20 protein-coding genes are annotated in these 18,489 nt (G+C 71.6%); 16 read left to right on the plus strand and 4 right to left on the minus strand.

Going from position 1 to position 18,489, the window contains the following annotated elements:
* Nucleotides 1–66: 66 nt before the first annotated feature.
* Nucleotides 67–591 (minus strand): hypothetical protein, encoded by a 525-nt coding sequence (locus ACFYL6_RS32275; protein ID WP_387177006.1) that lies wholly within the window; start codon nt 589–591, stop codon nt 67–69.
* Between the two features lie 224 nt (nt 592–815).
* Nucleotides 816–1,280: an Lrp/AsnC family transcriptional regulator gene (locus ACFYL6_RS32280; protein ID WP_387177007.1), complete on the minus strand. Its 465-nt coding sequence runs from the start codon at nt 1,278–1,280 to the stop codon at nt 816–818.
* A gap of 148 nt (nt 1,281–1,428) precedes the next feature.
* Between ACFYL6_RS32280 and ACFYL6_RS32285 the strand changes: the two genes are divergently transcribed.
* From ACFYL6_RS32285 to ACFYL6_RS32360, 16 genes are all read left to right on the plus strand, one after another.
* Entirely contained in the window at nt 1,429–2,331 is a 903-nt protein-coding gene (locus ACFYL6_RS32285) for a tryptophan 2,3-dioxygenase (protein WP_387177034.1), read from the plus strand.
* Between the two features lie 14 nt (nt 2,332–2,345).
* Nucleotides 2,346–3,686: a kynureninase gene (kynU, locus tag ACFYL6_RS32290; protein ID WP_387177008.1), complete on the plus strand. Its 1,341-nt coding sequence runs from the start codon at nt 2,346–2,348 to the stop codon at nt 3,684–3,686.
* Nucleotides 3,683–5,020 (plus strand): FAD-dependent oxidoreductase, encoded by a 1,338-nt coding sequence (locus ACFYL6_RS32295; RefSeq protein WP_387177009.1) that lies wholly within the window; start codon nt 3,683–3,685, stop codon nt 5,018–5,020. The genes kynU and ACFYL6_RS32295 overlap by 4 nt, the downstream gene beginning before the upstream one ends.
* Nucleotides 5,021–5,043: 23 nt before the next feature.
* Nucleotides 5,044–6,525, plus strand: a complete 1,482-nt coding sequence (locus ACFYL6_RS32300) for a 2-hydroxymuconic semialdehyde dehydrogenase (protein ID WP_387177035.1) — start codon at nt 5,044–5,046, stop codon at nt 6,523–6,525.
* A 20-nt stretch (nt 6,526–6,545) separates the two neighbouring features.
* Nucleotides 6,546–7,343 carry a 2-keto-4-pentenoate hydratase gene (locus ACFYL6_RS32305; protein ID WP_387177010.1) on the plus strand — a complete coding sequence of 266 codons (798 nt, stop codon included), beginning with the start codon at nt 6,546–6,548 and terminating at the stop codon, nt 7,341–7,343.
* Nucleotides 7,340–8,275, plus strand: a complete 936-nt coding sequence (locus ACFYL6_RS32310; RefSeq protein ID WP_387177011.1) for an acetaldehyde dehydrogenase (acetylating) — start codon at nt 7,340–7,342, stop codon at nt 8,273–8,275. The genes ACFYL6_RS32305 and ACFYL6_RS32310 overlap by 4 nt, the downstream gene beginning before the upstream one ends.
* Nucleotides 8,272–9,336 (plus strand): 4-hydroxy-2-oxovalerate aldolase, encoded by a 1,065-nt coding sequence (gene dmpG / locus ACFYL6_RS32315; protein ID WP_387177012.1) that lies wholly within the window; start codon nt 8,272–8,274, stop codon nt 9,334–9,336. The genes ACFYL6_RS32310 and dmpG overlap by 4 nt, the downstream gene beginning before the upstream one ends.
* Nucleotides 9,333–10,106: a 2-keto-4-pentenoate hydratase gene (locus tag ACFYL6_RS32320; RefSeq protein ID WP_387177013.1), complete on the plus strand. Its 774-nt coding sequence runs from the start codon at nt 9,333–9,335 to the stop codon at nt 10,104–10,106. Before dmpG ends, ACFYL6_RS32320 begins: the two co-directional genes overlap by 4 nt.
* Nucleotides 10,103–10,525, plus strand: coding sequence for a RidA family protein (locus ACFYL6_RS32325; RefSeq protein WP_238669047.1), 423 nt, complete (start codon nt 10,103–10,105; stop codon nt 10,523–10,525). The genes ACFYL6_RS32320 and ACFYL6_RS32325 overlap by 4 nt, the downstream gene beginning before the upstream one ends.
* Complete coding sequence (locus ACFYL6_RS32330) at nt 10,522–11,046, plus strand: 3-hydroxyanthranilate 3,4-dioxygenase (RefSeq protein WP_112669228.1); 525 nt, start codon at nt 10,522–10,524, stop codon at nt 11,044–11,046. Before ACFYL6_RS32325 ends, ACFYL6_RS32330 begins: the two co-directional genes overlap by 4 nt.
* Nucleotides 11,046–12,056: an amidohydrolase family protein gene (locus ACFYL6_RS32335; RefSeq protein ID WP_387177014.1), complete on the plus strand. Its 1,011-nt coding sequence runs from the start codon at nt 11,046–11,048 to the stop codon at nt 12,054–12,056. Before ACFYL6_RS32330 ends, ACFYL6_RS32335 begins: the two co-directional genes overlap by 1 nt.
* Nucleotides 12,057–12,084: 28 nt before the next feature.
* Nucleotides 12,085–12,309 (plus strand): type II toxin-antitoxin system VapB family antitoxin, encoded by a 225-nt coding sequence (locus ACFYL6_RS32340; protein ID WP_112584146.1) that lies wholly within the window; start codon nt 12,085–12,087, stop codon nt 12,307–12,309.
* Entirely contained in the window at nt 12,306–12,734 is a 429-nt protein-coding gene (locus tag ACFYL6_RS32345; RefSeq protein ID WP_112584147.1) for a PIN domain-containing protein, read from the plus strand. The genes ACFYL6_RS32340 and ACFYL6_RS32345 overlap by 4 nt, the downstream gene beginning before the upstream one ends.
* 56 nt (nt 12,735–12,790) lie before the next feature.
* On the plus strand, nt 12,791–14,254 hold the full coding sequence (locus tag ACFYL6_RS32350; RefSeq protein ID WP_387177015.1) for an amidase: 1,464 nt from the start codon (nt 12,791–12,793) through the stop codon (nt 14,252–14,254).
* Nucleotides 14,255–14,329: 75 nt separating this feature from the next.
* Nucleotides 14,330–14,626, plus strand: coding sequence for a hypothetical protein (locus tag ACFYL6_RS32355; protein WP_334502302.1), 297 nt, complete (start codon nt 14,330–14,332; stop codon nt 14,624–14,626).
* Nucleotides 14,613–15,020: a DUF5130 family protein gene (locus ACFYL6_RS32360; protein WP_124856680.1), complete on the plus strand. Its 408-nt coding sequence runs from the start codon at nt 14,613–14,615 to the stop codon at nt 15,018–15,020. Before ACFYL6_RS32355 ends, ACFYL6_RS32360 begins: the two co-directional genes overlap by 14 nt.
* Before the next feature lie 70 nt (nt 15,021–15,090).
* On the opposite strand, the gene ACFYL6_RS32365 is transcribed toward ACFYL6_RS32360, so the two are convergent.
* Together ACFYL6_RS32365 and pepN are read right to left on the minus strand one after the other, a co-directional pair.
* Nucleotides 15,091–15,654 carry a Uma2 family endonuclease gene (locus tag ACFYL6_RS32365; protein ID WP_357712609.1) on the minus strand — a complete coding sequence of 188 codons (564 nt, stop codon included), beginning with the start codon at nt 15,652–15,654 and terminating at the stop codon, nt 15,091–15,093.
* Between the two features lie 83 nt (nt 15,655–15,737).
* Nucleotides 15,738–18,287: an aminopeptidase N gene (pepN, locus tag ACFYL6_RS32370; RefSeq protein WP_387177016.1), complete on the minus strand. Its 2,550-nt coding sequence runs from the start codon at nt 18,285–18,287 to the stop codon at nt 15,738–15,740.
* Nucleotides 18,288–18,489: the final 202 nt, after the last annotated feature.

Genomic DNA, 18,489 nt, shown 5'->3' on the forward strand with positions numbered 1-18,489 from the left:
GGCCCGGAGGCGGGCGCGGCGACTCGGCCGCGCACGCGCGGATCTGCGGGTCATGGGTGATCCGGCTCAGGAGCCGGCTCCCGGTCGACGTCGGCCGCCGGCCATGCCGAGCACGATCGCGGTGGCCACCAACGCCACGCCACCGAGCACCAGCAGCGAACCGGTGCCGCGACCGCCGGCCATTCCGCCGCCACCGGTGGCCGGCCCCTTGCTGGGTGAGGCCATGTTCAGCACGTTCAGGGTGGTCGACGCCGTCTGGCCGTTCTCGCAGCGCAGGTCGACCGCGTAGTCACCGGCAGGCTTGTCGGCCGGAACGGTGACCTGTCCGGTCAAGAAGCCTCTGTCCGGTTTGAGCATGACGTTCCCGAACGCGTCGGAGTGCACGTTGGACCGCCGGTTGTTGTTGTCGTTGTCGCAGCTTGCCTTGATGCTGACCCGGCTACCGGCCTGGACGCTGTTCGGTGTCACCTCGACGAAGACGTTCTCGCCGGCGCGTGCCGGCGCGACCGACAACAGGACGAACGCGCCAACCAGCCCCAGCAGTGTCAGTACGGACGAGAGCGCGCGGTTGATCGTGCGGATTCCCTGCATGATTTCCCCCCCAACCGGCGACAACCGCCGGAACCCTCCCCTGGGCACGGGCGTTGCTTTCCCGCTGGCGCGGGGGCAAACCCGCCCCACCCCCCATCCCGCACCCACCCACCCATCCACGCTCGCGATCTTGCACTTTCTGCGGCGACGAATCGGCTCTCAGCCGGCATTTCACCAACAGAAACTGCAAGATCGCGGGGAGACGGGCGGGCGGGGCGGACGGGTCAGCGCGGGCGGGGGACGGGCCCGGTGGCAGGGAGCGGGGTGATCGGGTGCCAGTTCAGGGGGGAGGAGAGGACCATCGTGCTCGACGGTTGGCCGTACGGGGCGAGACGGTCGATGACCCCCTCGAACGCGCCGATCGAGCCGGCCGCCACCTTCAGCACGCTGCACGCGTCCCCGGTGATCCGGTGGATCTCCAGGATCTCCGGCCAGTCGGCCACCGCCGGGTCGTGCAGGATGCATCGCGCGCCGTAGCAGGACATCCGGATCAGCGCGACGACGGTGCGGCCGGCGCGGCTGAGGTCGACATGGGCGTGGTAGCCGGTGATGATCCCGGCCTCCTCCAGCCGGCGGACCCGCTCGGCGACGGACGGCGGCGACAGGTGCACCCGCCGGGACAGCTCGCTGAAGGAGAGCCGCGCGTCGGCCTGCAACTCGCGCAGCAGCGCCCAGTCCATGTCGTCCACGCTCAGACCTTACTTTCGTGAACCGACTTCGCCTAGTTGCCTTTGGTTTGCCAGGAGAAGGCGGCGACAGCCGTTGATTCGGCATTCCGCAGGCCGATCCGACCGCGAGATCATGGCGTCGGCTAGTCCGGGGGAGGGAGACGAGATGGTGGATCAGACGGAGCGGCGGGCGCCGAACCGCCGTGCCACGGTGCAACCGGTGACCCCCGGGCAGCGTGCGGCCCAGGCGGCGCGCACCGGTGGCGAGCCGACCCTGGAGTTCGCCGACATGGTGCCGTACGACGCGTACGTGCAGGCCAGCGCCCTGCACAAGATGCAGCACCCGCTCAGCAGCGACCCGGGTGAGATGTCCTTCCTGATGGTCAGCCAGATCATGGAGCTGTACTTCGGGCTGACCTGCCACGAGCTGCGGGAGACCCAGCGGCTGATCCGCGCCGACCAGATCTGGGAGGCGCTGGCGCCGCTGGGCCGAGCCAAGCTGCACCTGGAGGGGCTCAACGCCGCCTGGCAGGGCCTGCGCTGGATGAGTCCGGCCGACTTCAACCGGTTCCGCAATCTGCTCGGCGAGGCCTCCGGTTTCCAGTCCGCGATGTACCGGCAGTTGGAGTTCCTGCTCGGGCTGCGCGACCCGACGCTGATCCGCCCGTTCCGCAGGCAGGCCGAGGTGCACGCCGAGCTGAGCGCCGCACTGGCCACCCCGAGTCTCTGGGACGACGTGCTCGCGCTGCTCGCCCGGCGTGGCTTCGACCTCCCCGCCGACCTGCTCGACCGGGACGTGGCCGTCGAACACGACCCGCACCCGTTGGTCGAGGCGGCCTGGGTCCGGATCTACGACGACGCCAGCCCGGACAACCACCTGCGGCTGCTCGGCGAGGCGCTGAGCGCGGTCGCCGAGGAGTTCGGCGACTGGCGCTGGAACCACGTCAAGGCGGTGCAGCGGACGATGGGCGCCAAGGTCGGCAGCGGAGGCTCCGCCGGCCTGGCCTGGTTGCAGCGCAGCATGGCCCGGGTGGTCTTCCCGGAGCTGTGGTCGGCCCGCACCGCGATGTGACCGGAGAGCGAGACATGCACACCCCAGAACACGAGGCGCACCGCCTCGCCGGAGGCGAGGCCGAGGCGCACCGCCTCGCCGGAGGCGAGGCCGAAGCGCACCGCCGCGACGAGGCCGACCCCGGCCACCGGCACCTGTTCCACGTGCCGCCGGCCGACGGCGGCGACCACCCCGAGTCGGCGTACCTGGCCGGCAACTCGCTCGGTCTGCAACCCCGGGCCACCCGCGACGAACTCCTGGCCGACCTGGACGCGTGGGGGCGGCTCGGCGTGGAGGGGCACCTGGAGGCGGAGCGCCCCTGGCTGCCGTACCACGAGTTGTTGACCGGGCCGGCCGCGCGACTGGTCGGCGCCCGGCCCGCGGAGGCCGGGGTGATGAACTCGCTCACGGTCAACCTGCACCTGCTGATGGTGAGTTTCTACCGACCGGCCGGCGCGCGCACCCGCATCGTCATCGAGGACGCCGCGTTCCCCTCGGACAGCTACGCCGTGCGCAGCCAGGCCCGGTTCCACGGCCTGGACCCGGACGACACAGTGGTCCGGTTGCGTCCGCGCGACGGTGAGGACGCCCTGCGCACCGAGGACGTGACCGACTACCTGGCCGCCGAGGGTGATCGGGTGGCTCTGCTACTGCTCGGCGGGGTCAACTACCTCACCGGTGAGCTGCTGGACATCCCGGCGATCACGGCTGCCGGCCGGGCCGCCGGCGCGGTGGTCGGCTGGGACCTGGCCCACGCGGTCGGCAACGTGCCGTTGGCCCTGCACGACTGGGACGTCGACTTCGCCGCGTGGTGCTCCTACAAGTACCTGAACTCCGGCCCGGGTGCCCTGGCGGGCGTCTTCGTGCACGAGCGGCACCTCGGCGACGGGAACCTGCCCCGGTTCGAGGGGTGGTGGAGCACCGCGGCGGCCACCCGGTTCGAGATGACGCCGGTGTCCCGGCCACCGGCCACTGTGGAGGCCTGGCAGATCTCCAACCCGCCGATCTTCGCGATGGGCCCGGTGCGCACGTCGCTGGAGCTGTTCGACGCGGTGGGCATGACCGCGCTGCGCGCCCGCAGCCAACGCCTCACCGGCTGGCTGGAGTCGCTGCTCGACGAGGTGACCGTCGGCCGGCCGCTGCGGGTGGTCACCCCGCGCGACCCGGCCCGCCGGGGCTGCCAGCTCTCCGTGCGCATCGGGTCCGGCAGCGCCGCCGAGCTGACCAAACGCCTACGGTACGAACACGGGGTCATCGCCGACGCCCGCGAACCGGACGTCGTGCGGTTCGCCCCGGTGCCGCTGTACTCCACGTACCTCGACTGCTGGCGGGCGGCGGCCGCGCTGGCGTCCACCGTCGGGCAGGTGACCTCATGACCGCGCGCCGCGACGAGATCGCGATCATCGGTGCCGGGCTGGCCGGCTGTCTGGCGGCCTGCTTCCTGGCCCGGCGTGGCTACCCGGTGGCCCTCTACGAGCGCCGCTCCGACCCGCGCGCCGGCACCGCCGAGCGTGGTCGTTCGATCAACCTGGCGCTCTCCGAGCGCGGCCTGGACGCGCTGCGCCGGATCGGGCTGGCCGAGCAGGTGATGACCGACGCGCTGCCGATGCGCGGCCGGATGATCCACCCGGTCGAGGGTGAGCAGCAGTTCCAGTCGTACAGCGCGGCCGGCGACCGGGCGATCAACTCGATCAGCCGGGGTGCGCTGAACAACGCCCTGCTGGACGAGGCCGCCGCACTGCCCGGGGTGCGGGTCGTCTTCGACCACCGGCTGGTCGGGCTCGACCCGACCGACGGCGCCCTGAGCTTCGAGACCCCGCAGGGCCCGGTCGCGGCGAGGGCGTCGGTCGTGCTGGGTGCCGACGGCGCCGGCTCCGCGGTGCGCGGGCAACTGCTGGCGTACGGGCTGCTGGACGAGAGCGTGGACTTCCTCGACTACGGCTACAAGGAGTTGACGATTCCGCCGCTGGGCGGGGACTTCGCCCTGGACCCGGACGCGCTGCACATCTGGCCGCGCGGCACCTCGATGATGATCGCGTTGCCGAACCCGGACCGCTCCTTCACCTGCACGCTGTTCTGGCCCAACGACGGCGCCGGCAGCTTCGCCTCGCTGACCAGCCCGGCGGAGATCGAACGGCACTTCACCGAGTACTACCCGGACGTGGTGCCGCTGGCCCCGAACCTGGTCGACGACTACCAGCACAACCCGGTGGGCGTGCTCGGCACGGTGCGCTGCACCCCCTGGCAGGTCAACGGCACTGTCGGCCTGCTCGGCGACGCGGCGCACGCCATCGTGCCGTTCTACGGCCAGGGCGCCAACTGCGCGTTCGAGGACGTGGTGGAGCTGGACCGCTGCCTGGACGAGTGCGCCGACGACTGGTTGGCGGCGCTGCCGCTGTTCCAGCGACGCCGACAGGAGAACGCCGAGGCCATCGCGACGATGGCGCTGACCAACTTCGTGGAGATGCGGGACAAGGTCGCCTCCCCGGTCTTCCAGACCCGGCGGCGGGTGGAGCACGCACTGGAACGGGCCCTGCCCGGCCGGTACGTTTCCCAGTACGAGCTGGTGTCGTTCTCCACCACCCCGTACGCCGAGGTTCGCCGCCGGGTGCGCCGACAGCACCGGGTGCTCGGGGCGGTCGTCGGCGGGGCCGCGCTGCTGCTGGTCGGCGCGATCGGCGCGGCACTGAGCCGAGGGAGGCGCGGATGACCGGCAACTGGGATCCACGACTGATGGCCGGCCACGCGCCGAGTGGCCCGCAGCGGTTGCGCAACTTCGTCGCCGGCGAGTTCGTCGACGGTGGGACGACGTTCACCAAGGCCAGCCCGGTCACCGGGGAGCAGGTCTTCGAGGTGGACGAGGCATCGCGGTCCACGGTGGACGACGCGGTGGCCGCCGCCCGGGCGGCGCTGCGGGGGCCGTGGGGTCGAATGGGGGAGCGCGAGCGCGCCGAGGTGCTGCGCCGCGTCGCCGACGAGTTGGAGCGCCGCTTCGACGACCTGGTCACCGCCGAGGTAGCCGACACCGGCAAGTCCATGGCCCAGGCCCGCACCCTGGACATCCCGCGTGGCGCGGCGAACTTCCGGGCGTTCGCGGAGATCGTGGCGACCGCCCCCACCGAGTCGTTCACCACTGTCACCCCGACCGGCGGCCGGGCGCTCAACTACGCGCTGCGCAAGCCGGTCGGCGTGGTCGCGGTCATCGTGCCGTGGAACCTGCCGCTGCTGCTGCTCACCTGGAAGGTGGCTCCGGCGCTGGCCTGCGGCAACGCCGTCGTGGTCAAGCCCAGCGAGGAGACTCCCGCCTCGGCGACGGTGCTCGCCGAGGTGATGGCCGCCGCCGGCGTACCGGCTGGGGTGTTCAACCTGGTGCACGGCTTCGGACCGGACTCGGCGGGCGAGTTCCTCACCCGCCACCCGGGCGTCGACGCGATCACCTTCACCGGCGAGTCGGCCACCGGCGGCGCGATCATGCGGGCCGCCGCCGACGGGGTGAAGGCGGTGAGCTTCGAACTCGGCGGCAAGAACGCCGGCCTGGTCTTCGCCGACGCCGACCTGGACGCCGCGGTGGCCGGTTCGGTGCGGTCCAGCTTCACCAACGGCGGGCAGGTGTGCCTCTGCACCGAGCGCATCTACGTGCAGCGCCCGGTGTTCGAGGAGTTCACCGCCCGGCTGGCGAAGCGGGCCGGCGAGCTGGCGTACGGGTGGCCGACCGACGAGGCCACCGCCACCATGCCGCTGATCTCCCACCAGCACCGGAAGAAGGTGCTCGGCGCGTACGAGCTGGCCCGGTCCGAGGGCGCCGAGGTGCTCACCGGTGGCGGCACGCCCACCTTCGGCGACACCCGCGACGGCGGGTCGTACGTGCAGCCGACGGTGCTCACCGGGCTCGGCCCGGACGCCCGCACCAACCGGGAGGAGATCTTCGGCCCGGTGGTGCACGTCGCCCCGTTCGACACCGAGGACGAGGCGTACGCCCTCGCCAACGGCACCGAGTACGGCCTGGCGGCGACCGTGTGGACCCGGGACGTGGGCGTCGCGCACCGGGCCGGCGCCCGGCTCGACGCCGGCATCGTCTGGGTCAACACGTGGTTCCTGCGTGACCTGCGTACCCCGTTCGGCGGGGTGAAGGCGTCCGGGATCGGTCGTGAGGGCGGCGTGCACTCGCTGAACTTCTACTCCGAACTCACGAACGTCTGCGTGGACCTGTCGTGAGCCGTAGCGAGGGAGCGGGCATGGAAGCTGACATCGAGGCCGCCAACCGGGAGTTGGCCGACGCCCGCAGCACCGGCAAGCCGTGCGCTCCCCTTCGGGGGCGGCTGCTGCCGGAGGGCGACGTCGAGTCCGCGTACCGGGTGCAGCAGCTCCAGGCGCGGGCCTGGCAGGGCCGCGGCGAACGCCGGGTCGGCGCGAAGATCGGGTTGACCTCGCGGGCCGTGCAGGAGACCTTCGGGGTGTTCCAGCCGGACTTCGGCATGCTGACCGACGCCATGGCTGTCGGCGACGGGGTCGAGGTGCCCATCGACCGGCTGCTCCAGCCCCGCGTCGAGGCGGAGATCGCCTTCGTGCTCGACAAGGACCTGCCGAACCCGCAGCTTACCACCGTCGACCTGATCCGCGCGGTCGACCACGTGCTGCCGGCGATCGAGATCGTCGACTCCCGGATCGCCGCCTGGGACATCTCCATCGTGGACACCGTCGCCGACAACGCCTCCAGCGGGCTCTTCGTGCTCGGCACCACGCCGCGCCGGCTCGCCGACGTGGACCTGCGACTGTGCGGGATGGTGTTGGAGCACGCCGGCGAGCCGGTCTCGGTGGGCGCGGGCGCCGCCTGCCTGGGCAACCCGCTGCACGCCCTGCAGTGGCTGGCCGGCACCCTCGCCCGAGCCGGCGACCCGCTGCGCGCCGGGGACGTGGTGCTCTCCGGGGCGCTCGGTCCGATGGTCCCGGTCACCCCGGGGGCCGCGTACGAGGCCCGCATCTCCGGGCTCGGCTCGGTGCGGACCTGTTTCAGCAAGGGAGGCAACCAGTGACCACCAACGTGGCGGTGCTGGGATCGGGCAACATCGGCACCGACCTGATGATCAAGGTGTTGCGGCTCAGTGACAGCCTGCGCATGGTGGCGATGGCCGGCATCGACCCGACCTCCGACGGCCTGGCGCGCGCTCGCCGGCTCGGCGTCGCCACCACCGCCGAGGGCGTGGACGGTCTCGTCGCGATGCCCGAGTTCGCCGACGTCGAGCTGGTGTTCGACGCCACCTCGGCCGGCGCGCACCGACGCCACGACGAGGTGCTGCGCGCGCACGGCCGCACGGTGGTCGACCTGACCCCGGCCGCGCTCGGCCCGTACGTGGTGCCGCCGGTGAACCTCGACGAGCACCTGCACGAGTCGAACGTCAACATGGTGACCTGCGGCGGGCAGGCGACCGTGCCGATCGTCGCCGCGGTGCGCCGGGTGACCCCGGTGGCGTACGGGGAGATCGTCGCGTCGATCGCGTCGAAGTCCGCCGGGCCGGGCACCCGGGCCAACATCGACGAGTTCACCGAGACCACGGCCCGGGCCATCGAGGTGGTGGGGGGTGCCGAGCGGGGCAAGGCGATCATCGTGCTGAACCCGGCGGACCCGCCGCTGCTGATGCGGGACACCGTCTACTGCCTCTGCCCGGACGCCGACGCCGACACCGACGCCATCGCCGCCTCGGTCGCGGAGATGGTGGCGACCGTGCAGGAGTACGTCCCCGGTTACCGGCTCAAGCAGGACGTGCAGTTCGACCGGGTCGAGGCGTACCTGCCGACGTTCGGGCGGCGGCTCACCGCCCTGCAGGTGTCGGTCTTCCTGGAGGTCTCCGGTGCCGGGCACTACCTGCCCGCGTACGCCGGGAACCTGGACATCATGACCTCGGCCGCGCTGCGTACCGCGGAGCGGCTGGTCGCCAGGCGTTCTTCGGAGGTGGCCGCGCCGTGACCGAGCTGTACATCCAGGACGTGACGCTGCGCGACGGCATGCACGCCATCGCCCACCAGTACACCGTCGACCACGTACGCACCATCGCCGCCGCGCTGGACGCCGCCGGGGTGGCCGCCATCGAGGTGGCGCACGGTGACGGCCTCGCCGGGTCCAGCGTCAACTACGGCCACGGGGCCGCCAGCGACGCCGAGTGGATCTCCGCGGCTGCCGAGGTGCTGACCTCTGCGAAACTGACCACCCTGCTGCTGCCGGGCATCGGCACGATCGCCGACCTGAAGGCCGCGAAGGCGCTCGGGGTGACAAGCGTCCGGATCGCCACCCACTGCACGGAGGCGGACATCTCCGCCCAGCACATCTCCTGGGCCCGGGAGAACGGCATGGACGTGGCCGGGTTCCTGATGATGTCGCACATGAACGACGCGGCCGGGCTCGCGGGGCAGGCCAAGCTCATGGAGTCGTACGGGGCGCACTGCGTCTACGTCACCGACTCCGGCGGACGGCTGCTGATGTCCGACGTGGCGCAGCGGGTCGACGCGTACCGGCAGGTCCTCGCCCCGGAGACGCAGATCGGCATCCACGCCCACCACAACCTGTCGCTGGGGGTGGCCAACAGCGTGCTGGCCGTCGAGCACGGCCGGGTCACCGGGTCGGCGCCGGCCGGCCCGGACGCGCCGCATGGCCGGACCGTCCGCGTCGACGCCTCCCTCGCCGGCATGGGCGCGGGCGCCGGAAACGCCCCGCTGGAGGTCTTCGTGGCGGTCGCCGAGCTGCACGGCTGGAAGCACGGCTGCGACGTGTTCGCGCTGATGGACGCCGCCGACGACATCGTCCGCCCGCTCCAGGACCGGCCGGTCCAGGTGGACCGGGAAACGCTCTCCCTGGGGTACGCCGGGGTCTACTCCAGCTTCCTGCGGCACGCCGAGCGGGCCTCCACGAAGTACGGAGTGGACGTCCGGTCGATCCTGGTCGAGCTGGGCCGCCGCCGGATGGTGGGCGGCCAGGAGGACATGATCGTGGACGTGGCACTCGACCTGGTCGGCAAGGAGGAGCACTCATGATCGGCGTGGACATTGTCGGGATCGCCGACAAGCTGGGCGCGGCGGCCGAGACGGCCACCGCGATCCCGCAGCTCGCCGCCGAGACCGGCCTCGACGTGGACACCGCGTACGCCGTGCAGGCCGCGCTGCTGCAACGCCGGCTGAACGCCGGTGAGCGGTTGGTCGGGTTGAAGATGGGGCTGACCAGCAGGGCGAAGATGGCCCAGGTCGGCGTGGACGAGGTGATCTGGGGGCGGCTCACCAACGCGATGCGGGTGCCCGACGGCGGTGCCGTGGACCCGGCCGCGTACATCCATCCCCGGGTCGAGCCGGAGGTGGCGTTCCTGCTGGACCGGCTGCCCGAGCCGGGCGAGCCGGTCGGCGACTTCGCCACGGCGGTCCGCGCGGTCGCCCCGGCCATCGAGTTGATCGACTCCCGGTACGCGGACTTCCGCTTCTCGCTGCCGGACGTGATCGCGGACAACACCTCGGCCGCCGCCTTCGTGATCGGGCCGTGGTCGCCGGTGCCCGCCGGCCTGGACAACCTGGGCGTGCTGCTGGAGGTCGACGGGCGGGTGGCGCAGGTCGGCTCGACGGCGGCGATCCTTGGTGATCCACGCCGGGCGCTCGACGAGGGCATCCGCCTGGCGGGCCGGCACGGGGTGCGACTGGAGCCCGGCTGGGTCTTCCTGGCCGGTGCCGCCACCGCCGCTGTGCCGCTGCGCCCCGGCGCCCACGTCCGTGCCGTCGTCGAGAAGCTCGGCACGGCCTCGCTCCGGGCGTCGTCGTGACCGCCCGGGTGGTGGCCGGGAAGGCCGTCCCGCGGGGGGCATTTCCGCACGTCAAGGTCGCCGGTGGGTTCGTCTTCGTCTCGGGTACGTCGTCGCGGCGAGCGGACAACACCTTCGCCGGTGTCGAGGTGGACGGGTTCGGCACCACAAACCTCGACATCCGGGTGCAGACGCGGGCGGTCATCGAGAACGTACGGGACCTGCTGCGTTCGGTCGGCGCGGACCTCACCGACCTCGTCCAGGTGACGGCGTACCTGGTCAACATGAACGACTTCGGTGGTTACAACGAGGTGTGGGCCGAGTTCTTCGACGCCTCCGGACCGACCCGTACGACGGTGGCGGTGCACCAGCTGCCGCACCCGCACCTGCTGATCGAAATCCAGGCCGTGGCCCTTCTTCCCTCGGGAGGTCAGTCGTGAGTGAGATCGCCGAGCCGTTCAGCTTTCCGGGCTGGATCGCGGACAACCAGCACCTGCTCAAGCCCCCGGTGGGCAACAAGGAGATGTTCCCCGGCGGGGACGACTTCATCGTGATGGTGGTGGGTGGGCCCAACCAGCGCACCGACTTCCACGTGGACCCGTACGAGGAGTTCTTCTACCAGGTCAAGGGCAACATGCACATCAACTTGGTCACCCCGGAGGGGCCGCGTACGGTGCACGTACGCGAGGGTCAGATGTGGATGTTGCCGCGTAACACCCCGCACTCGCCGCAGCGGCCGGAGGCCGGCTCGATCGGCGTGGTCGTCGAGCGGGTCCGCGAGGAGGGCACGCTGGAGACGTTCCAGTGGTACTGCCCGGAGTGCGGCAGCAAGGTGCACGAGGTGGAGTTGCAGGTCCGCGACATCGCCGCCGATCTGCCCCCGGTGTTCCAGGCGTTCTACGCCGACGAGCAGGCGCGCACCTGCGCCAACTGCGGCACCCTGCACCCGGGCAAGGGCTGATGCCCGCAGGCATGGTGGACGTGCACACGCACGTCGTACCGAAGGGTTGGCCGGACCTCGGCGCGGCCTGCGGCGGGTCCGGCTGGCCGTGGTTGCGGGTCGACTCCGAGCGGGCCGCCATGATCATGGTGGGGGAGACGGAGTTCCGCCCGGTCGGCGCCGAGTGCTGGGACGCGTCGCGCCGACTGGCCGACATGGACGCCGATGGCGTGGCCGTGCAGGTGGTCTCGCCGACCCCGGTCTTCTTCAGCTACGACCGCCCGGCCAACCAGGCGGTGAAGGTCGCCCGGATCTTCAACGACCTGACCCTGGAGGTCACCGCGGCCGGAGGTGACCGACTGGTGCCGTTCTGCCAGGTGCCGCTCCAGGACCCGGACGCCGCCTGCGCCGAGTTGGACCGCAGCCTCGCCGCCGGGCACGTGGGCGTGGAGATCGGCAACCACGTCGGCGACCGGGACTTGGACGACGCCGGCGTGGTCACCTTCCTCCAGCACTGCGCCGAGGTGGGCGCACCCGTCTTCGTCCACCCGTGGGACATGCCCGGTGGGCCGCGACTGGACCGCTGGATGGCCCGTTGGCTCACCGGGATGCCCGCCGAGACGCACCTGTCGGTGCTGGCGATGATCCTCGGCGGCGTCTTCGACCGGGTGCCCGAGACGCTGCGGATCTGCTTCGCGCACGGCGGCGGCAGCTTCCCGTTCTGGCTCGGCCGCGCCGACAACGCCTGGCAGCGCCGTGGCGACCTGGTCCGGGGCGCGTCCGCCGGCCCGCCCAGCAGCTACCTCGACCGGTTCAGCGTCGACTCGGTGGTCTTCGCGCCGCCCGCGCTGCGGCTGCTCGTCGACACGTTGGGGGAGGACCGGGTGCTGGTCGGCAGCGACTACCCGTACCCGCTGGGCGAACGGCCGGCCGGCGCGGTGGTCCACGCGGCCGACTTCCTCAGCGCCGACCAACGCGACAAGCTCCTGTCGGCCAACGCCCTGCGCTTCCTCGGCCTGTCGCGTATATAAGGCTGGTATCCGAATATATACTCGGCCCATGAAGACGGTTATCGACCTTGATGATGAGCTGCTCGAACGTGCCCGCCTCGAGCTGGGCACCAAGAGCAAGAAGGACACGATCCACGCGGCGCTCCGGCTCGTCGCGGAGCGCAGCGAACGGATGGAGGCCATCCGGGAGCTGATTTCGATCTCTATCGAGCAGGACTGGACCGGCCTGGTCGAGGACGACAAGACGCCGCGCGGCGAGCAGGACGCCGCGTGATCCCACCGGCCGGGCTCTACCTCATCGACACGTCGGCCTGGAGTCGCCTCCGCCAGCCGGCGGTGGCTAAGCGGATCACGACCATTCTCGAGGAACGGCTCGCGGCGACCTGCGTTCCGCTTGACCTCGAGAACGGGCGAAGCGCCCGCGACTTCCGTGACGCCATGACGGTGCGGGCACGCCGTGCAGAGCTGATGATCGACCTTCCGATCACTCCGGCCTTGGCGACTAGGGCGCGCGACCTGCAACTGGCGCTGACGGCCCGTGGTCACCATCGGGCGGCCAGCCCAGTCGACATCCTGGTCGCGGCGGCCGCTGCCGAATACTCCGCGACCGTTCTGCACTACGACCGGGATTTCGATCTGATCAGCGATATCGGTGGACCTCGCAGTGAATGGGTGGCGCCTGCGGGCACGCTGGACTGACGGTCGGACGCCGTGTCGGCCCGCCGGCAGCCGCTCCCGGCGGGCAGGATGAGGGCATGGCCGAGCCGCACGACCTGACCGCGTTGGAGCAGGCCGCCGCGATGACCCGCGGCGAGCTGTCCAGCGTCGACCTGGTCGAGCATTCCCTGCGCCGGGTGGCGGCGCTCGGCGACACCGTGGGCGCGTTCGTCACCGTCACACCGGACCTGGCCCGGCAGGCCGCACGTGCCGCCGACGCGGTGCCGGTCGAGGAGCGCGGCCCGCTGCACGGCGTGCCGACCGCGATCAAGGACCTGACGCTCACCGCCGGGGTACGCACCACCTTCGGTTCGGCCGCCTTCCTCGACTTCGTCCCGCCGGTCGACGCCGACGTGGTCCGGTTCATCAAGGCCGCCGGTCTGGTCAGCCTGGGCAAGACGACCACCTCCGAGCTGGGCTGCTCGCTCTACTCGGAGGGCCGGGTCGCGCCGCCGGCCCGCAACCCGTGGCAGCTGGCGTACACCGCCGGCGGGTCCAGCGGCGGCGCGGCGGCGGCGGTCGCGGCCGGGCTGGTCCCGGTCGCCCAGGGGTCCGACGGCGGTGGTTCGCTGCGCATCCCGGCGTCGCTCTGCGGCCTGGTCGGCTACAAGCCCAGCCGGGGCCTCGTCTCCGGCGGGCCGATCGGCTCCGGCGCGTTCGGCCTGCCCACCAGCGGCCCGCTCGGGCGGACGGTCACCGACGTCGCCGCGCTACTAGACGTCATGGCCGTCCCGGTGCCCGGCGAGCCCTACCTGCCGCCGCCCGCGCCGCCCGGCGGCTACCTGGCCGTCGCGCGTCGGGCCGAGCCCGGCCCGCTGCGGATCGGCCGATTCACCACGCCGATGCTCGCCGACGAACCGGTGCACCCCGACTGCGTGGCCGCCGTGGACCGGGCCGCCGCGCTCCTCACGGCGGCGGGCCACGAGGTGGTCGAGGTGCCGCCGCCGCTCGGGCCGGCGGCATGGCCGCTGTTCGAGATCATCTGGTACGTGTTGGCGCTCGCCCCGGTGCCGCCGCAGCGGGAGGTGGAGCTGCTGCCGTTGACCCGGCTGCTGCGGGCCCGGGGCGCCGAGCTCTCCGCTGGCACCCTGGCCGCCACCCTCGGTGAGTTGCAGGCGCAGGTGCGCCTCGGTGCCCGTCGCACCGCCGGCTGCGACCTGCTCCTCTGTCCCACCCTGGCCGCCCCGCAGGCACCGGTCGGCTGGTTCACCGCCGACGCGGACCCGGCCGCCGACTTCGACCGGCAACGCCGGTTCTCGCCCTACTGCGCCATCTTCAACGTCACAGGTGATCCCTCCGTCTCGCTGCCGCTGGGCAGCACGACCGACGGCCTGCCCGTCGGGGTGCTGCTCACCGGCCGGTACGGCGACGACGCGCGGCTTATCGCTACCGCTGCGCAACTGGAGAACTCCAGTGACGGATGGGATCGGCACCCCGCAATCTGGCGGGCCGTCGACTCCGCTAACGTGAATGGCGACGGAGTCGGGCGGTCGGCAGCGTGAGCGTCCATCCGACCCGGTTGTTCGAGGTCGTCCTTCTTCCGCCTGGGGGCGTTGGGATTGTCTGTTACCGAGACGTTGCTGGTCTTCGTCGGCATCCCGTTGGCCGCGGTGCTGGTCATCGCCGGCCTGTCGTACGCCGGTAGCCGCGGGGGTGCCACCGGCGGTGGCGGTGGCGCCAAGCGCTACCGGCCGGGCCGGCCCTTCGACTTCACTCCGGTCTGGTTCCTGGGCCGCCCGGAGCAGCTGGCCGACTCGGCCGGCACCGCGCTGACGGCGGGGGCGCAGGCGCCCGCGCTGACCAGCCACAAGCTTGAGAAGGCCAGCGTCGAGGCGCCGGCCGGTGGAACCGGAGGCGCAAGTGACCGTTGGTGAGAAGCAGGCCGGGTCGGAAAATCCGCCCGAGGTGCTCGACGGGCCGTTCTCGACCCGCCAGCTGCTGCGCATCGACGAGGCGTTGCGCCTGGCCGACAAGGGCACCGGCCTGGTCTTCTCGGTCTTCGTCGGCGGTCTCGACGAGCCGATCCGCGAGCACGCCCAGCGGCTGCACCGTCAGCTCGCCGAGCCCGACAAGTCGGTGCTGATCGCCGTGTCGCCCAACCAGCGTCAGCTGGAGATCATCACCGGGCGGTACGCCCGCAAGCGCATCCCCGACACGTACGCCAAGCTGGCCGCGCTCTCCATGGTCGGCGCGTTCAGCGGCGGTGACCTGGCCGGCGGCATCATCAACGGCCTCGACCAGCTCGCCAGCCACGCCGGCAAGGGCTGACCCCTTCCAGATACGACGAAGCCCGGCCCGCTTTTCGGCGGGCCGGGCTTCGGTGTTCCGGAATGGTGTTTCAGCGGGGCCAGGCGGAGGGATCAAGGCGCATCGGCCAGGGCTCGTCGATCCGCACCGGGTCGTCAGGGCCGACCGTGCCGAGCAGGTTGTAGTGAACGCCCTTCACCAGCTCGTAGCGATAGATCACGGGGCCGAAGTCACCGCGCTCGACCCGCCAGTACGCAGGAATGCCGGCCTCGGCGTAGAGCGCAGGCTTGGTGAACCGGTCATGCCGACGGCTGCTCGGTGACTCCACCTCGACGACGAGTGCCACATCCGCTGCTTCGACCCAGGCGCCGTCCGCAGGGGCCGTCGGCTTCAGCACCGTGACATCAGGGATGAGGTTGCTCTCGATCGCGCGAAGCCCCGCCTCCCGGATAACCCGCCATCCGGTCGGTGCCGCCGCTCGCAGGGCTGCCCGCAGTTCATCCGCCAATTCCTGGTGACCGAAACCCGGTGGTGGGGTCACGTGCAGGCTCCCGTCGATGATTTCGTAGCGGTTCCCATCCTCAGGCAGGGCGAACAGATCCTGCTCGCGCCACGCGCGCGCGGGGGGCCGCCACTCGTCGGTTGGCTGTGCCATCACGTCCACCTCCTTCCGCAACCATAATGGCCCGGGCCGGCGAGGGTTCGCACCCACGCCGGCCCGGGCCGCGTACTCGCTGGTCAGCTCTGCGCGGCGTCCTTCGCGCGGGCCTTCAGCGCCCGCACCACGCCGTCGCGGCCCTCGGCCACCAGCCGACGCAGCGGGGCGGGGTGCCCGTCACCGGCCAGCCACGCGTCGGTGGCCGCCACCGTGTCGTCCTCCACCAGGTAGGTCGGGTACGCCAGCTGGGCGAACTCCTGTGCCGGCTCGCTGTCCCGGGTGGCCCACACCTGGCCGACCGCCGCGAAGTAGCGCTCCCGGTACGGGGCGACCAGCTCCACCTGCGTCGGGTGGGCGAAGCCCTGCAACAGCGCCCGGTGCCGCCAGTTGGGCAGCGCGTCCGGGCCGGTGAGCAGGTCCCACACGGCGGCCTTGTTGTCGGCCGTCGGAATCAACGCGTGCGCGTACGCGGCCTCCCGCTCGCCGCTGGCCGTGCGGTCACCGCTCAGCTCCGCCTCGATCTCGGCGGCGCCGGCGGCACCGTTGGCCACCAGCGCTTCGAGGACCGACCAGCGCAGCTCGGTGTCGACGGTCAGCCCGGCCGGCACGCCGGCGCCGTCCAGCCAACCGCGCAGCGTCGCCAGGTCTTCCTCGGAGCGGACCGCCGAGGTGAACGCACGGGCCCAGGCCAGCTGGAAGCCGCTGCCGGGCTCGGCGGCGGCGAGTGCGTCACGGGCGGTACGGGCCAGGTCGGCCCAGCCGGTCGGCGCCCAGGCCGGGTCGGCGTACAGGGTTAGCGCGGTGGTCGCCTGCCGCAGGGTGGCGGTGACCAGGTTGATGTCGGTCTCCGCGGGCAGCCCGCTCAGCGTCAGCGCCACGTAGTCGCGGGCGGACAACTCGGCGTCGCGGATCATGTCCCACGCGGCGGTCCAGCACAGTGCGCGGGCCAGCGACGAGTCGAAGCCACCGATGTGCTGCACCACGGTCGCCATCGAACGCTCGTCGAGGCGCAGCTTGGTGTAGCTGAGGTCGTCGTCGTTGAGCAGCAACACGTCGGCCGCCCGGACGCCACGCAGCGGGGCGAGATCCGTGTGCTCGCCGGTCACGTCGACCTCGTACCGCTCCCGACGGACCAGCCGCCCATCGGTCAGGTCGTACAGGCCCACGCCGATCCGGTGCGTCCGCAGCGTCGGGTACGCCGCCGGCGCCTCCTGCCGCACCAGCACCTGCTCGTACGTGCCGTCCGCGCCGATGGTCACCTCCGGCCGCAGCGTGTTGACCTGTGCGGTCTCCAACCACTGCGCGGCGAACTTGCGCAGCTCCCGCCCGGATGCGGCCTCCAGCTCGGTGAGCAGGTCGTCGAAGGTGGCGTTGCCCCAGGCGTGCTTGCCGAAGTAGGCCCGCAGCCCGGCCACGAACGGCTCCTCACCCACGTACGCGACGAGCTGCTTGAGCACGCTCGCGCCCTTGGCGTAGGTGATGCCGTCGAAGTTGACCTCCACGGCCTCCATGTCCGGCATCTCGGTGTAGACCGGGTGGGTGGAGGAGAGCTGGTCCTGCCGGTAGCCCCAGTTCTTCCGGATGGACAGGAAGGTCGTCCACGCCTCGGTGAACCGGGTCGCGTTGGTGTTGCACCAGTGGCTGGCCCACTCGGCGAACGACTCGTTCAGCCAGAGGTCGTTCCACCAGCGCATGGTGACCAGGTCACCGAACCACATGTGGGCCAGCTCGTGCAGGATCGTGTTGGCCCGCTGCTCGTACTCGAAGTCGGTGACCTGCGAGCGGAACAGGTAGTGCGACTCGGCGTGCGTCACGCAGCCGAAGTTCTCCATCGCGCCGGCGTTGAAGTCGGGCACCCAGAGCTGGTCGTACTTGGGCAGCGGGTAGCGCACGCCGAACTTCTCGTGGAAGAAGTCGAAGCCCTGCTTGGTGATCAGGAACAGGTCGTCGGAGTCCAGGTACTGTGCCATCGACGCCCGGCAGAACACCCCCAGGTCGATGCCGTCGTGAGCGTCGCGCACCTCGTGGTACGGCCCGGCGCACATCGCCGTGATGTAGGTGCTCATCCGGGGCGACTCGGTGAAGTGCAGCGTCTTGAGCGCCTCACCCGCCGGCTCCTCGCGCTGCACCGGCATGTTGGACACCGCCCGCCAGTGCGCCGGCACGGTGACGTGCCAGGTGTAGACGCTCTTCAGGTCGGGCTGGTCGAAGCAGGCGAACACCCGCTGCGCGTCGGCCGTCTCGAACTGGCTGTAGAGGTACGTCTCGCCGTCCACCGGGTCGACCGTCCGGTGCAGACCCTGACCGCTGTTGGAGTAACCGAAGTCGGCGTCGACCACCAGGACGTTGTCGCTGTCCAACCCGGACAGGGTCAGGCCCTTCTCGGCGGACCAGTCGGAGAGGTCGACGGGCGTGCCGTTCAGCGTCACGGACCGCACCGACTCGGCGGCCAACTCGATGAACGTGCTCGCGCCCGGTTCGGAGCAGCGGAACCGGACCTCGGTCGTCGACCTGAACGTGCGGCCGTCGGCCGCCAGCACGGCGGTGGACAGGTCCAGACTGATGTCATACCCCGTCACGTCGAGCAGGCGTGCCCGCTCGGTCGCCTCGACCTGCGTCAGGTTGCGCACTCCCGGCACTGTTCGTCTCCATCCCACATGTCGCCGTACGCCCGGCGGCGCCCGTTCGCCTACCGCTCGTGACGGCCGGCCCGATTCGAGTCTTCCATGTACGGGCAGCCCGCGGTGGCCGAGGTCACGCTCTCATTCGGGTGCCGGTCGATGTGCTGCGGGGTGAGGATTCTCCTGAGACGCCGACCGTCGGCGCCACCCG

Origin of the sequence: Micromonospora sp. NPDC007208, from assembly GCF_042869175.1 — a bacterium.
Classification (GTDB): Bacteria; Actinomycetota; Actinomycetes; order Mycobacteriales; family Micromonosporaceae; genus Micromonospora; species Micromonospora foliorum.

Bases quoted from the DNA above. Each gene is read 5' to 3' on its own strand.
- ACFYL6_RS32275 (WP_387177006.1), bottom strand. From the start codon at position 591: ATGCAGGGAATCCGCACGATCAACCGCGCGCTCTCGTCCGTACTGACA.
- ACFYL6_RS32295 (WP_387177009.1), top strand. From the start codon at position 3,683: ATGACCGCGCGCCGCGACGAGATCGCGATCATCGGTGCCGGGCTGGCC.
- kynU (WP_387177008.1), top strand. From the start codon at position 2,346: ATGCACACCCCAGAACACGAGGCGCACCGCCTCGCCGGAGGCGAGGCC.
- ACFYL6_RS32340 (WP_112584146.1), top strand. From the start codon at position 12,085: ATGAAGACGGTTATCGACCTTGATGATGAGCTGCTCGAACGTGCCCGC.
- ACFYL6_RS32300 (WP_387177035.1), top strand. From the start codon at position 5,044: ATGGCCGGCCACGCGCCGAGTGGCCCGCAGCGGTTGCGCAACTTCGTC.
- ACFYL6_RS32320 (WP_387177013.1), top strand. From the start codon at position 9,333: ATGATCGGCGTGGACATTGTCGGGATCGCCGACAAGCTGGGCGCGGCG.
- ACFYL6_RS32335 (WP_387177014.1), top strand. From the start codon at position 11,046: ATGCCCGCAGGCATGGTGGACGTGCACACGCACGTCGTACCGAAGGGT.
- ACFYL6_RS32365 (WP_357712609.1), bottom strand. From the start codon at position 15,654: ATGGCACAGCCAACCGACGAGTGGCGGCCCCCCGCGCGCGCGTGGCGC.
- ACFYL6_RS32350 (WP_387177015.1), top strand. From the start codon at position 12,791: ATGGCCGAGCCGCACGACCTGACCGCGTTGGAGCAGGCCGCCGCGATG.
- ACFYL6_RS32305 (WP_387177010.1), top strand. From the start codon at position 6,546: ATGGAAGCTGACATCGAGGCCGCCAACCGGGAGTTGGCCGACGCCCGC.